Below are 13,684 nucleotides of genomic sequence, written 5' to 3'. Positions count from 1 at the left end.
CGTGCGCAGCAACCGGATCTTCCACGCGGTCGATTCGCACACCGAGGGGATGCCCACCCGGGTGATCACCGGGGGCGTCGGGGTCATCCCCGGCGACACCATGTTCGCCCGGCGCCGGTACTTCATCGACCATCTCGACCACATCCGTACGTTCCTGATGAACGAGCCCCGCGGGCATGCGGCGATGAGCGGCGCCATCCTTCAGCCGCCGACCCGCCCCGACGCCGACTTCGGGGTCCTTTACATCGAGGTGTCCGGCTGTCTGCCGATGTGCGGCCACGGCACCATCGGCGTCGCCACCGTCCTCGTCGAAACCGGCATGGTCGAGGTCACCGAACCCACCACCACCATCCGTCTCGACACCCCCGCCGGACTCGTCGTCGCCGAGGTCCGGGTGGTGGACGGGGCCGCGAAGTCGGTGACCCTGCGCAATGTGCCGTCGTTCGCGCTCGGACTGGACCGGACGGTACGGGTCGAGCCCTGGGGCGACATCCCCTATGACCTCGCCTTCGGCGGCAACTTCTACGCCATCGTCCCGCTGGAGGCCCTGGGCATCCCGTTCGAGCGCGCCGAGAAGCAGCGCATTCTCGACGCCGGTCTGGCCGTCATGGCCGCCGTCGACGAACAGGACCGCCCCGTCCACCCCGGCAATCCCGAGATCAACGGCTGCCACCATGTGTATCTGGCCGCTCCCGGGTCCGATGCCCGCCGCTCCCGGCATGCCATGGTCATCCACCCCGGCTGGTTCGACCGCTCGCCGTGCGGTACCGGCACCAGCGCCCGGATGGCCCAGCTGCACGCGCGCGGCGAACTCACCCTCGACACCGACTTCGACAACGAGTCGTTCATCGGCACGCACTTCACCGGCCGCCTGGTCGAAGAGGGGCGGCTCGGCGACCTCACCACCGTGACCCCCACCATCACGGGCCGTGCGTGGATCACCGGCACCGCCCAGTTCCACCGCGACCCGGAGGACCCCTTCCCCGCCGGATTCGTCCTGTGACCGCGCCCCGGACCATCGACGGGGCCGCACTCCGGCGTGCCCTGCCGATGGCCGCGGCGATCGGCGCACTGCGCGCCGCCCTGCGGGACGGAACGGATCCGGAGTCCGATCCGCCCCGCACCGTCGTACCGGTCGAGCACGGCCAGTTGCTCCTCATGCCCGCGCACCGGCGCCGGTACGCAGGCGTCAAGATCGCCACCGTCGCCCCGGCCAATCCGGCCGCCGGACTCGCCCGCGTCCAGGGCCGTTACCTGCTCTTCGACGCCCCGACGCTCTCCCCGCTGGCCCTGCTGGACGGGATCGAGCTGACCACCGTACGGACCGCCGCCGTATCCGCCCTCGCCGTGGACCTGCTCGCCGGCCCCGAAGCCGGCCATCTGGTGCTGTTCGGCACCGGCCCCCAGGCGCGCGGCCACCTGGACGCGCTGCGGGTGGTCCGCCCGCTCACCCGGGTCACCGTCGTGGGACGCACGCCCGCGCATGTCGAGCGGTTCGCCGAAACCGCCCGCCGGGACACCGGGCTCCCCGTCGCACCCGGTGATCCGTCCGCCGTCGCGACCGCCGATCTCGTCGCCTGCTGCACCACCGCGAGGACCCCGCTCTTCGACGGCGCCCTGCTCGCCCCGCACGCCACCGTGACGGCCGTCGGATCCCACGAACCCGACGCCCGCGAGGTCGACAGCGGCACCGTCCGCCGCTGCACCGTCGTGGTCGAGTCCCGGGCCGCCGCCGTACGGGAAGCCGGTGATCTCATCCCGGAGCTGGCCGCCGGCCGCCTCGACCGGGCCGCGCTGATCCCGCTCGCCGACCTGGCCACCGGGGCCGCGACCGTGGACCGGACCCGCCCCCGGCTCTTCAAGAGCGTCGGCATGGCGTGGGAGGACCTGGTGGTGGCCGGCGCCGCGTACGAGGCCGACGCGGCAGAAGACGCGTAAAGGGGTGAGGCGGCTCGTCCCCCCTCCCGCTGAGGGGAGAACGAGCCGCCTCACCCCGCCGCCCCGGCTACTCCGCGGATCGGTCGGCGGGGCGGACGTTCGCCGTCCACTTCTCCTCGATGCGGCCGAACTTCCACACCGCCATCGCGATGATCCAGGTCGCGAAGAAGATGCCCACGATGACGAACCCGATCAGGTTGAGGTCCAGACCGGAGATCCAGTCCCAGAAGGCCCCGTGCAGGTCGAACTTCTCGGCCAGCAGCCCGAGCAGTTCGACGGTGCCGATGATCAGGGCGACGGCGACCGACAGGCCCGTGATGGTGAGGTTGTAGTAGACCTTGCGGACCGGCTTGGAGAAGGCCCAGCCGTAGGCGAAGTTCATGAACGAACCGTCGATGGTGTCGAGCAGGCTCATCCCCGCGGCGAACAGCACGGGCAGGCACAGAATGGCGTACCAGGGCAGTCCGGACGCGGCACCGGAGCCCGCGAGGACGAGCAGGGCGATCTCGGTGGCGGTGTCGAAGCCGAGGCCGAACAGCAGGCCCAGCGGATACATCTGCCACGGCTTGGTGATGGACTTCATGACGCGGCCGAGCAGGCGGTTCATGAAGCCCCGGTTGTTGAGGTGCTCCTCCAGCGCCGCCTCGTCGAAATCACCGGCGCGCATCCGCCGGAAGACCTGCCAGATCCCGACGAGGATGACGATGTTGATCGCCGCGATGACGTAGAGGAAGACGCCGGAGACGGTGGTGCCGATCAGGCCGGTGACGTCGTGCAGCTGAGAGCTGTCGTCCCGTACCGGCCCGGCGAGGGCCTTGACGCCGAGCGAGAGCAGGAAGGCCAGTCCGAAGACGATGCTCGAATGCCCCAGGGAGAACCAGAATCCGACGGACAGCGGGCGCTGGCCGTCGTTCATCAGCTTGCGGGTGGTGTTGTCGATGGCGGCGATGTGGTCGGCGTCGAAGGCGTGCCGCATGCCCAGGGTGTAGGCGGTGACACCGATACCGATACCGAACGATTTGGTGCCCAGGCTGTAATGCTCCGGTGCCACGATCGCCACCAGCGTGAACCAGCCGATGACATGCAGGGCGAGAATGAAACCGGCCATTCCGGCCACCCTCCCCCACTCCGCCCGGGTCATCGAGCGCGCGATGCGCTGTCTGCGCGACGGTGTGGCGCCGGCGCCCGGGGTGGGTGAGGAGGACGTGGTGGTGGCCATGGGGACACTGCTTTCTGCCGGTTGATCGAGCCCGTCCCATGCTGTTGCCATCAATTGTCAACTGCAACCAACTTGCAGTAAAGCCCTCGGACAGCTCCCGCATCTCGCCCTCACCCCGCCTCACCAGCCACGATGCGCGATGAGCAAGATCAAGCACCTTCCGGCCAAAGCTCTGGACGGGGATCGGCAACCCCTGTGATGATCCAGCCGTAACTCGCCCACGAGGCACCACACCGGCAGAAAGCGATCACGGCGGTCGCGACGGCCACCGCCGTCACGCCAAGAAGAGTGACCGAACAGATCGCGGCAGAAGAAAACCGAAACAGTTCGAGACAGATCGAGACAGAAGGAAGAGGGAGCCATCCATGCTGTCGTCCCGCCTCACCCATCGGGTCACCGGTACCGCCATCGCCACCCTCATGCTGACCGCGGGCGCGGTCGCCATCGCCTCCCCGGCCGCGGCCAAGGCCAACACCATGACCGTCGACAGAATCGCCCTCGATACGAGAAACGCGCCGGTCATCAAGGCGTATCTCACCTACTCCTGCGACCCGGGTTCGGATGTCCACGTGACGACCACCGCGACGAACCTGGACACACCGGACGGCAGTGCGCCGTCCATAGCCACCGCCACCCTCCCCAACGACAAGCTGATCTGTGACGCGGCGCGGCACGTCGAGCGGCTCACGCTGAGCCCGCAGCCGGGGGCGGTCTTCCAGCAGGGCGATGACGTCAAGGTCGTCGCAACCATCGTGAACCCGGCGGGCGTCGAGTACGCCCAGGACGAGAAGATCGCCACGCTCTGATCCGGTTCCGTCCGGCCGGGGCGGGGATCCGCGGCCGGCCGTGGTCGTGCGCCCTACCGACGGCCACGTCCCGGCGCGACGGGAACGGTGTCGCGCGGCGTGATCTTTTCGGTGACATCGGGCCGCCGAGGCACGCCGACGGAGCGGCGGCGGGCCGGCGCGAGCGAGGCCGAAGGGCGCTCAACCCACCCGGCGCAGTCCACCGGGCCACCACTTCCAACCTGAGAAATCGCAGGTCAGAAGCAACGGCCCGGCATCTGCACCGCCTGATTCGGGCGATCCCCCGCATCGCCCGAATCAGACAGTTCCACCGGATTCTCCATCCAGGGCAGGCGGACATCCGGGTACCCACGAGTATATTGGCTATCAGCCAGTCAACGCAGGAGTTACAGCATGTCCCCCCGCAGCGCATCGGTCAATGAAGAGTTGCGGCGGCGTTCCCGCGAACGGCTGCTCCAAGCGGCGATCGACCTCGTGGGCGAACACGGGTACGAGGCGACGACGCTCGGCGACATCGCACAGCGGGCCGGGGCGGCACGGGGACTGGTCTCGTACTACTTCCCCGGCAAGCGCCAACTGCTTCAGTCCGCCGTGCACCGGCTGATGCACCTCACCCTGCAGGCGGCCCTGGAACGCGAGCCACGGCCGGCCGGACCGGACGCGGGACCCGAGCTGATGGCGCGCGCCATCGACGCGGTCCTGGGGCTGACTCGCGACCATCCGCTGCTGATGCGGACGCATATGGCCATCATCCTGACGGCCGAGGGATTCATCCAGTGCCCCGAGCAGCAACGGCTGGCCCAGCTGCTGCGCGAGACGGTGGTGGCGTACGGATCGGCGGATCCGGATGCCGACTATCCCCTGCTGCGGGCGCTGCTCATGGGAGCCGTGGTCCCGCTGCTGCTGCCCGGCGCACCGATGGAACCGGCCCTGCTCCGCGCCGAGCTGTTCCAACGGTACGGACTGGACTGGGAGTTGGGCTTCCCACCGGATGCCGAACCGCCCGGCGGGGCACGGCGGCAGGGTCCGGTATAGCCGTGAACCGGCACAAAACATGGTTCGCTATCGCCGTGAATAGGGGGCGGGTATCGCCGCGCGCCTGACCCCGGCGGTGCGGTGTCCCTCCCGTCGCTCTCCACACACCACCCCGCTCACTCCGTGAAGCGGGCTCCCTAACGCTTGTGGTGGCGCGGAGTCAGCAACCCTTCGTCGCGAGCTCCGGCGATCAGCCGCAGTGATCTGCGGCGGTTGCGACCGGTGACGGTCATGACCGCCAGCACCGGATCCCGGCCGTCCCGCTGCGCCTCCCGGTACGCGTCCGCGACAACCCTGTGCCGCTCACTGGCGCGCGATCGGGTGAGGGACGTGGGCGGGGAGCACTCGGAGGGATCGGGCGGCCGGGCGGGGGTGGCGGACGCGGCAGACATGGCGGAAGCGGCGGACACGGCAGACGCCGCAGCAGACGTGGCGGATCCGACGGGTTCGGCGGGTTCGTCGCTTTCGGCCGGTTCGGAGTATTCGACGGATTCGGTCGACATGGCAGGCACGATGGAGGGCAAGGCTTCGCCGGGCTCCACGGATCCGCCGAGACCCACGGGTTCCACGGGTTCCACATGCTCACCGAACTCCACGGTTCCGCCGGGCCTCAGAGGTCCGCCGACACCCATGAGCCCGCCGGATCCCTCGATCCCACCGGAGCCGACGATTCCACCCGGCTCACTGGACCCTCCGGACGCGATGGACTCGATAGGCGCAACGGACGCACTGGACTCGACAGCCGCCGCCTCCCCCGCCCACGACACCGCCACATCCGCCATGGCCTCCGCCCCCGCCGCCCCGGCCCCCGTCGGCCCCGTCCCCCGCTCAGGCGCCGCCCCGTCCCCCTCTTCCTCCCCCGGCTCCTTCGCGAGTGCCGGTGTGGGCCGGGGCTTTCGGGGGCGGCCGGTGGCGAGCCGGCAGGCGTCGTCCAACGGCCCCTCGATCCAGCGCGCCAGCTCGGCGAGACCCTCCAGCGTCAACGGCGGATCGGCCCGCACATCCTCGACGGTGATGCGATCGCCGGAGACCGCCACCAGAACGTCGATCCGGGCACCGTCGGCGAAGGTCAGCCGGGCGCTGAACCAGGGCCCCAGCGGATCGAGCCGAGGCGGCACCGCCCCTGCGTCATCGGATCCGGCCGGAGCGTCGGAGGCCGCAGGCTCGGGGGCGGGCGCGGCCGAACCGCACGCCTGAAGCTCCCAGGCAGGCCACTCCGAGGCCACATCCTGAGCTTTATATCGGTCATTAACGGTATAAAAGTCACTTTCCGACACGAGGGAAACGTAGCCGCCCGCTCACCCGGCCCAGTGGCGCGGCACGCTCATCGCACCGGGAGCAACCCCGATAGCTCATCTGACGCCGCACGGCCGCCGGTGCGATCCTGGGGGTACTCCGTGGAAGGAGCCACACGTGTTTCGTGTCGCAGTGATCGGTTCGGGACCCAGCGGCGTGTACACCGCGCAGTCGCTGGTGGAACAGGAGACCGTCCCGGACATCGAGGTGTACGTCTTGGACCGGCTGCCCTGTCCGTACGGTCTGGTCCGCTACGGCGTCGCACCGGACCACGAAAAGATCAAGTCGCTTCAGAACAACCTGCGTACGGTGCTGGAACATCCCCGGGTGCACTTCCTCGGGAATGTAGAGGTGGGCGCTCCGGGGCTGGGACTCAAGGAACTGCGGGAGATCTTCCATGCGGTGGTGTTCTGCGTGGGCGCCGCCGCCGACCGGCAGCTCGGCATCCCCGGCGAGGACCTGCCCGGCAGCCATCCGGCGACCGGGTTCGTCTCCTGGTACAGCGCCCATCCGGACGCCGCGGCCACCCGCTTCAGCCTCGCGGCCCGGTCCGCGATCGTGATCGGCGTGGGCAACGTGGCCGTGGACGTGGCCCGGATCCTGTCCCGCGGTGCCGCGCAGCTCACCACGACCGATATGCCGCAGGGGCCGCTCGGCGCCCTCGCGGACAGCCGTGTCGAGGATGTCTGGATGGTCGGCCGCCGCGGCCCCTCCCAGGCCAAGTTCACCACCAAGGAGCTGCGGGAACTGGGGTCGCTCCCCGGTACGGAGGTACTCGTTCGGCCCAAGGAACTGGCGCTCGACCCGGCGTACCGCGAACCCGGTGACCTGCCGGCCGTGCGGCGCCGGAACATCGAGGTGCTGCGCGGCTGGGCGGAGCGGGACGGTACCGAACGAGCGGTGGCCGGGACCACCGCGGCCGGGGCGACGCCGCCGCGCCGCCTCCATCTGCGGTTCTTCCTGCGCCCGGTCGCGATGATCGGTGACGCGGCCACCGGCGTGCGCGCGGTCCGGTTCGAGCGGACGGTGCCGGACGGGCTCGGCGGGGTCACGGGAACCGGCGAATACGAGGACATCCAGGGCCAGTTGGTGCTGCGCTCCGTCGGCTACCGGGGAACGCCGCAGCCGGGGCTGCCGTTCGACGAGGCGACGGGGACGGTGCCGCACCGGGCGGGGCGGGTGCTCCGGAACGACGCGGCGCACCCCGGGGTGTACGTAGCCGGCTGGATCAAGCGCGGCCCCACCGGCGTGATCGGCACGAACCGGCCGTGCGCGAAGGAGACCGCGGCGTCACTGCTGGACGACGCCGCCGCCTTGGCGGAGCGCACTCTCACCGAGGATCCGGTGAGCGCGCTGATCCGGGCGGGACAGCAGCCGGTCCCCTGGACGGGCTGGCTGGGTATCGAGGCCGCGGAGGCGGCATGGGGCCGACGGCTGGGACGCGGCACCGTCAAACTGCCGGACTGGGCGGGGCTGTTGGAGGCGGCGCGCACGGGAGCTGAGGTGGTGTGAGACGAGGCGGGCCGGTGTGGGTGGGGTGGGTACGCCGGGCGCTATGGGTCTGCCCGGTGACACCGGCCGGGAGCGCTCCGCCGCCCTCCGCTCAAGCTGGCGGGTCATCGCGGATATCCGTGGTGGGGCCACCGGTGGTGGGGGTGCTGCTGCCGGTCGGAGTGGTGGTGTCGAGTGGTGTGGTGCGCCAGGCACGGGCGAGTTGGGTGCGCAGGAGCGACAGGGGGCTGTCGTCCGTGCCGTAGAGACGGTCGGCCAGGCGGATGAGGGTGTCGTAGCGGGCGAGGAGGAGGGCGCGTCGACATACGGGAGGTTCGTATCCCGCGTGGGTGGCGGCCCGGATGGCCGCGGGCGCGCCGAGGGAGATGGCGAGTCCGGCGATGTCCTCGGCGGGGTCGCCGATCACGGCGTCGGTCCAGTCGAGCACACCGCATACCCGCCCCGAGTCCGACACCAGGAGGTGTTCGCCCTTGAGGTCGTTGTGCACCACGGCGACCGGTGCGGGCCGTATGGGCGGAGTGGGCCGTGCCGGAGCGGCGGCCCTGAGCGGCGGGCGGTGGGCACCTTCCGCTACGCCATCCAGTTCGCCGTCCGCGGTCAGCCGTGCGGCCGCCGCTGCCGCGGCCTTCCGCAGGGTGTCGAGGGGGCGCGGTGGAGCCGTGGGCAGACCGAGTCCCGCGATTTCTTCCGCGGAGAGCGCGCGCAGGCCCGTGAGCAGCTGGGCCAGGTCCCGTTCACCCGCCGGGGAGACCGGCTGCCGTTCGGCCGAGACGCCCGGAAGCCGGGTGTCGATGGTGTAGGTGAGCCGGGGCGCCCACTCACCGGAGGCGATGCTGATGGGCACCCGGACCGCGAGGCGGGAGCGGATCGCGTCACGCAGCGCCCGCTCGCGCCGCTGGCGCCGGGAACCACTCTCATCCAGTGCGAACCGCAGGACGTAGCGCGCGCCGACCCACCAGGTGGAGTGTTCGCCGCCCTCGTCGACTGGTTCGATTCGCGTCCCGCTCTCCCCTGGCAGAGCGCGGCTGAGCAGGTGCCGCACGGTGTGGGCGGTGGGTTCGGACGGCGCGGGCGGAGTGGGCGGTGTTGTGGGAGAGGGGGGTGGCTGTGACATCTGGGGCCGCTGATTCCTGGGTGACTGCGTGGACCGGGGACAGAGACGGGAACGGAACGCGGGGTCGGGGTGCGGGAACGGGAGGAACGGGAGGCGCTGGGTGAACGCGCCTTCCGTCGTCGCCGACCTGCCGGTGGCAGACATTCCTCGACGGGAGACGCGATCACCCACTCCCGGAACGCGCCCGACTCCCGCAACGTGCCCGGCGCATCGCGATCGTGACGCCTCACCCCCGGACCGGCCACTGCATATCCCCCCTCCACCACTCCCTCCTCCCCCGCCCCCTCCCTCCCGTCGAGCACTCACGCTTCAGGGGCGCCGCGCGGCGGTACGGCATCCCCGGCGCGGGACGCGGGAACTGGTCGGTGCGGCCTCCCGAGGCTCCGGCAGACCGCTGCCGGGCGGCGTTCAGAAAACCTCGGCAGACGACCGTACGAGGCGAACGCGCCCGCACGGCGGCTGGGCGGCTGGGGGCTGCGCGGCGGCCCACGGTCAACGCACGGCGGCATGACGGCGCGGCCCGCACTCACCGCTCCGACCTGCGCGGATACCGCACGGGAACGCCATTGTCAGTGGCCGGTAGCAGACTGACCACAGTCTGCTACCGACTGCTACTGGCTGCCACTGGCGGCCGGGACAACGGCGTACGGAGGTGTTCCGATATGACGGACGTACTACTCGCGGTGGGTACCCGCAAAGGGCTCTTCATCGGGCGAAGACGGCATGGTGCCTGGGAGTTGAGCGGGCCGCACTTTCCCGCCCAGGCGGTCTACTCCCTCGGGATCGACACCCGCCGCCCGACGCCCCGGCTGCTGGCCGGAGCGGACAGCGCGCACTGGGGCCCGTCGGTCTTCCACTCCGACGACCTCGGCGAGACCTGGCGGGAACCGGCCAGCCCCGCGGTCAAGTATCCGAAGTACACCGGGACTTCGCTGGAGCGCGTGTGGCAGCTGCACCCGGCGGGCCCCGCGGCCCCCGATGTGGTGTACGCGGGCACCGAGCCCGGCGGTCTGTTCCGGTCCGAGGACGGCGGCGAGACCTTTGAACTGGTGCGGTCGCTGTGGGACCACCCCAGCCGGGAGAAGTGGGTACCGGGCGGCGGCGGGCTGGCCGTCCATACGGTGATCACCGACCCGCGGGACGCCGCCGCGGTGACGGTCGCGGTCTCGACGGCAGGGGTGTTCCGCAGCCGGGACGGCGGGGCCGGCTGGGCACCGTCGAACCACGGGGTGAAGGCGGTCTTCCTGCCGGATCAGCACCCCGAGTTCGGCCAGTGCGTGCACAAGATCGCTCAGGACCCGGTCAATCCCGACCGGCTGTATCTCCAGAACCACTGGGGCGTCTACCGCAGCGACGACGCGGGCGCACGGTGGACGGACATCGGCGGCGGGCTGCCCTCCGATTTCGGCTTCGCGGTGGCCGCACACCCGCACCGGGGCGATACCGCCTACGTCTTCCCCATCACCGCCGACGCCGACCGGGTACCCGCCGGCCACCGCTGCCGGGTGTACCGCACGGCCGACGCCGGGCAGAGCTGGGAGGCCCTCGGCGACGGGCTGCCCGAGCAGGACCATTACGGCACGGTGCTCAGAGACGCCCTGTCCGTCGATGACGCCGACCCCGCCGGGGTCTACTTCGGCAACCGCAACGGCGAGCTGTACGCCAGCGCCGACGACGGCGACAGCTGGCGCCGGCTCGCCTCCCATCTGCCGGATGTGCTGTGCGTACGAGCCGCCGCCGTGGGGTGAGGAGGAACGAACCGGGAGAGCCGCTGGGTGAGGAAGGGACGAGAAGAGAGAGTCGAAGGCGGGAGACAAAGAGGGCTGAGGCAAGAGGGCTGCGGGGCGGGCCTCGGGCGACGAGGCGCGGCGGACGGTGCGGAGGAGAGAGGAGGAAGAGAAGAGAGGCGGAGGCCACGGATTGAAGGACGGGGGTGTTCGGCCGATAGGGTGATCCCGTGGCTGCACGACCTCTTCATGACATCGTCGAACCCGGCTGGGCCAAGGCACTTGAGCCCGTCGCCGGACGGATCGCCGCGATGGGCGACTTCTTGCGGGCGGAGATCGCCGCGGGACGTACGTACCTCCCGGCCGGCAGCAATGTGCTGCGCGCCTTCCAACAGCCCTTCGATGAGGTGCGGGTACTCATCGTCGGGCAGGACCCGTACCCCACACCGGGGCATGCGGTCGGCCTGAGCTTCTCCGTGGCACCGGAGGTACGTCCGCTGCCCGGGAGTCTGGAGAACATCTTCCGCGAGATGCACTCCGACCTCGGGCTGCCCCGGCCGTCCAACGGCGACCTCACTCCTTGGACGCAGCAGGGCGTACTGCTGCTGAACAGGGCGCTGACTACGGCGCCGCGCAAGCCCGCCGCGCACCGTGGCAAGGGCTGGGAGGAGGTCACCGAGCAGGCCATCCGCGCGCTGGTGGCACGTGGCCGCCCGCTGGTGTCGGTGCTGTGGGGCCGTGACGCGCGCAATCTGCGGCCACTGCTGGGCGACCTGCCGGCCGTGGAGTCCGCGCATCCTTCCCCCATGTCCGCCGACCGGGGCTTCTTCGGCTCGCGGCCCTTCAGCCGGGTGAACGACCTGCTGGCACGGGGCGGAGCGCAGCCCGTGGACTGGAGGCTGCCCTGACCCCGGGCGATAGTGTGCCCGCATGACGAATGCGAACATCCCTGCGGGTTGGTACGCCGACCCGCAGGGCACCCCCCACCAACTGCGCTGGTGGGACGGCTCCGGGTGGACCGAGCACACCCACCCGGGACAGCAGGCGCAAGCTCCGGCGCAGAACCAGGCACCGCAGCAGACCGCGCAGCAGCAGTCGGAGCAACCGCACGCTCCCCAGCAGTACGCACCACAGCAGGCACCCCAGCAGCAGCCCGCACAGGCCCCGCAACAGGCACAGCAGGGCGGCGCCCCGTACGGCGGGCAGGGACACCAGCAGGGCTACGGCTACCCCCAGCACCAGGCACCCGGCCAACCGGGGCCGCAGCCGTACCCGCAGCAGCAGATACCGGGGCAGCCGGGCGCGCACCTGCACCAGGCGGCCGTCCCGCAGCAGGTACAGCAGGCCGGGGTGGCACCGGGCGGACCGGGCGGCGGCACCCTGTTCACCGAGCCGGTGCTGGTGGTGAACCAGAAGGCCAAGCTGATAGAGGTCACCAACGAGTACGGCGTCTTCGACCAGCACGGCAACACGCTCGGCACGGTGGTGCAGGTCGGCCAGAGCGCGGCCAAGAAGATGCTGCGGGTCGTCTCCAGCCTGGACCAGTACATGACCCACAAGCTGGAGATCCGGGACGCGTACGGGCAGCCGCAGCTGGTGCTGACGCGCCCCTCGAAGATCCTCAAGTCCAAGGTGATCGTGGAGCGTCCCGACGGCCGGCCGGTCGGTGAGATCGTGCAGCAGAACGCCATCGGGAAGATCAACTTCGCGATGCTGGCCGAGGGCCGGCAGATCGGCGCCATCAAGGCCGAGAACTGGCGCGCCTGGGACTTCGCGATCGTGGACCACACCGATGCCGAGGTCGCCCGGATCACGAAGACGTGGGAGGGCCTGGCCCAGACCATGTTCACCACCGCGGACAACTACGTCCTGCAAATCCACCGTCAGCTCCCCGACCCGCTGCTGAGCCTGGTCGTCGCGACGGCGCTCACCGTCGACACCGCCCTCAAGCAGGATGCCCGCGGCCTTGGCTGACCACGGCCCGCACTGCGGGCACCACCCACTCGACCGGCCCGGCCGCTACGTCCTGGGGATCGACTCGGGCGGCTCGGGGCTGCGGATCGCCGTCGCCCGCGCCGACACCCCCGAGGCCCGGCCGCTCGCCACGTACACCTCGCACGAGCCGGTCCGCACCGGGCGCAACGGTATCGACGCGGAGCATCTGCTGTCCCAACTGACGCCCGCAGCAGAGGAGTTGCAGCAGGAGACCGGTGCGGACCGGTTCTCGGCGGTCTGTGTGGGCGCCGCCGGGATGGGCACCCTCGGACAGGACCTGCGCGCCAGACTGCCCGCCGCGCTGGCCACCGCGTTCGGTGTGCGGCACCTCGCGCTCGCGACGGACGCCGTCACCGCCTACGCCGGAGCGCTGGGCCAGCGGCCCGGTGCCGTGGTGGCCGCGGGCACCGGGATGGTCGCCGTGGGCACGGACCTGACCGCGGCGGGCGGCTGGCGCCGCGCCGACGGCTGGGGCCATCTGCTGGGCGACTGCGGCGGCGGCGCCTGGATCGGCCGCGCCGGCCTGGAGGCCGCGATGCGCGCGTACGACGGGCGGCCGGATGGTTCGGACACCCTGCTGGCCCGCGCGGAGGCGGTGTTCGGGCCGGTGGCCGGTCTGCCCGGCGCGCTGTATCCGCGGACCGACCGGCCCGCCGTCCTGGCCTCGTTCGCCCCGGAGGTCGCGCGCTGCGCCGCCGAGGACGCGGTGGCCGCGGGCATCCTGCGGGCCGCCGCGGGCCATATCGCCGACGCCGCGGCCGCGGTCTGTCCGCCGGGGACCGGTGGCACGGTGGCGTTCACCGGCGGCCTGTTCCGGATGGGCGAACCGCTGCTCGCTCCGCTGCGCGACGCGCTCGCCGAGCGGCTGCCGGAGGCCCACCGGACACCGGCCGCGGGGAGCCCCCTGGACGGGGCGCTGACCATCGCCGCGGCGCTGGCCCGCGACCGCCTGCTGCTGCCCGCCGATGCGAAGTTGTTGCAGATCACACGGCCCGCGGAGTGACGGTGTCACCATGACGCGCGGGATAAATCGGGACGGATA

12 protein-coding genes are annotated in these 13,684 nt (G+C 71.2%); 9 read left to right on the top strand and 3 right to left on the bottom strand.

What is annotated here, in order from left to right:
- Position 1 precedes the first annotated feature (1 nt).
- Both IH09_RS00905 and IH09_RS00900 read left to right on the top strand, forming a co-directional pair.
- Positions 2-1,003 carry a proline racemase family protein gene (locus IH09_RS00905; protein ID WP_052853260.1) on the top strand — a complete coding sequence of 334 codons (1,002 nt, stop codon included), beginning with the start codon at positions 2-4 and terminating at the stop codon, positions 1,001-1,003.
- Positions 1,000-1,938: an ornithine cyclodeaminase gene (locus IH09_RS00900; RefSeq protein WP_110951973.1), complete on the top strand. Its 939-nt coding sequence runs from the start codon at positions 1,000-1,002 to the stop codon at positions 1,936-1,938. The genes IH09_RS00905 and IH09_RS00900 overlap by 4 nt, the downstream gene beginning before the upstream one ends.
- Before the next feature lie 67 nt (positions 1,939-2,005).
- On the opposite strand, the gene IH09_RS00895 is transcribed toward IH09_RS00900, so the two are convergent.
- Complete coding sequence (locus IH09_RS00895; protein ID WP_052853417.1) at positions 2,006-3,079, bottom strand: Nickel transporter NicT; 1,074 nt, start codon at positions 3,077-3,079, stop codon at positions 2,006-2,008.
- A gap of 443 nt (positions 3,080-3,522) precedes the next feature.
- Here IH09_RS00895 and IH09_RS00890 point away from each other — a divergent pair, with 443 nt between their 5' ends.
- Both IH09_RS00890 and IH09_RS00885 read left to right on the top strand, forming a co-directional pair.
- A complete protein-coding gene (locus IH09_RS00890; RefSeq protein WP_052853259.1) occupies positions 3,523-3,963 on the top strand; it encodes a hypothetical protein in 441 nt (146 codons plus the stop codon).
- Between the two features lie 393 nt (positions 3,964-4,356).
- Entirely contained in the window at positions 4,357-4,998 is a 642-nt protein-coding gene (locus tag IH09_RS00885) for a TetR/AcrR family transcriptional regulator (protein ID WP_052853258.1), read from the top strand.
- Between the two features lie 137 nt (positions 4,999-5,135).
- Here the strand turns inward: IH09_RS00885 and IH09_RS38730 are convergent, their stop codons facing one another.
- Positions 5,136-6,275 (bottom strand): DUF6214 family protein, encoded by a 1,140-nt coding sequence (locus IH09_RS38730; protein WP_190233180.1) that lies wholly within the window; start codon positions 6,273-6,275, stop codon positions 5,136-5,138.
- Between the two features lie 136 nt (positions 6,276-6,411).
- Here IH09_RS38730 and IH09_RS00875 point away from each other — a divergent pair, with 136 nt between their 5' ends.
- Positions 6,412-7,806 (top strand): FAD-dependent oxidoreductase, encoded by a 1,395-nt coding sequence (locus IH09_RS00875; RefSeq protein WP_052853256.1) that lies wholly within the window; start codon positions 6,412-6,414, stop codon positions 7,804-7,806.
- A gap of 91 nt (positions 7,807-7,897) precedes the next feature.
- On the opposite strand, the gene IH09_RS00870 is transcribed toward IH09_RS00875, so the two are convergent.
- The gene (locus IH09_RS00870) at positions 7,898-8,848 is read right to left on the bottom strand and encodes a phosphotransferase family protein (RefSeq protein WP_318279360.1); all 951 of its coding nucleotides are present in this window, start codon (positions 8,846-8,848) and stop codon (positions 7,898-7,900) included.
- Between the two features lie 734 nt (positions 8,849-9,582).
- Between IH09_RS00870 and IH09_RS00865 the strand changes: the two genes are divergently transcribed.
- The 4 genes from IH09_RS00865 (at position 9,583) to IH09_RS00850 (ending at position 13,645) form a co-directional block, all read left to right on the top strand.
- Positions 9,583-10,668 carry a WD40/YVTN/BNR-like repeat-containing protein gene (locus tag IH09_RS00865; RefSeq protein ID WP_052853255.1) on the top strand — a complete coding sequence of 362 codons (1,086 nt, stop codon included), beginning with the start codon at positions 9,583-9,585 and terminating at the stop codon, positions 10,666-10,668.
- 209 nt (positions 10,669-10,877) lie between these two features.
- Positions 10,878-11,555 (top strand): uracil-DNA glycosylase, encoded by a 678-nt coding sequence (locus IH09_RS00860; RefSeq protein WP_052853254.1) that lies wholly within the window; start codon positions 10,878-10,880, stop codon positions 11,553-11,555.
- A 22-nt stretch (positions 11,556-11,577) separates the two neighbouring features.
- Positions 11,578-12,621 (top strand): phospholipid scramblase-related protein, encoded by a 1,044-nt coding sequence (locus IH09_RS00855; protein WP_052853253.1) that lies wholly within the window; start codon positions 11,578-11,580, stop codon positions 12,619-12,621.
- Entirely contained in the window at positions 12,614-13,645 is a 1,032-nt protein-coding gene (locus IH09_RS00850; RefSeq protein WP_052853252.1) for an N-acetylglucosamine kinase, read from the top strand. Before IH09_RS00855 ends, IH09_RS00850 begins: the two co-directional genes overlap by 8 nt.
- Positions 13,646-13,684: the final 39 nt, after the last annotated feature.

Origin of the sequence: Streptomyces celluloflavus, assembly GCA_000720995.1 — a bacterium.
GTDB lineage: Bacteria > Actinomycetota > Actinomycetes > Streptomycetales > Streptomycetaceae > Streptomyces > Streptomyces celluloflavus.
The sequence above is the reverse complement of the archived record's forward strand: the minus strand, read 5'-3'. Positions and strand labels throughout refer to the sequence as shown.